The organism is Roseibium sp. AWQ4_254 (genome assembly GCF_056161025.1).
Map to the genome: position 1 here is coordinate 1 of NZ_JBSWYH010000121.1, position 275 is coordinate 275.

1 protein-coding gene is annotated in these 275 nt (G+C 56.0%); it reads left to right on the forward strand.

Going from position 1 to position 275, the window contains the following annotated elements:
* Positions 1–275: hypothetical protein (locus tag ACXAIC_RS24885; RefSeq protein WP_475187148.1), on the forward strand; the 275-nt coding region annotated here is incomplete at both ends.

Below are 275 nucleotides of genomic sequence, written 5' to 3' on the forward strand. Positions count from 1 at the left end.
AGGCGGTCCCGGTGCAAATGACGACGACAATGATGATGGCTCCGATGATGGTTCATCATTTACGCAGCGCTTCCGAAGCGTGGACCTGGATACTTTCGCGGTCGATCGCACGATCGATGATGATACCGATGGCGGTGACAGCAATATCTCTGCTGAGCTGGATGAGTGGCTGGACCGCGATATTGGGGATGACGTCCTCAGCCTGAGTGACTTCGTTCTACGTCTGCCTGACACGCTGGATGGGCACATTGAGGCCCGGATACAGGACATTCGCG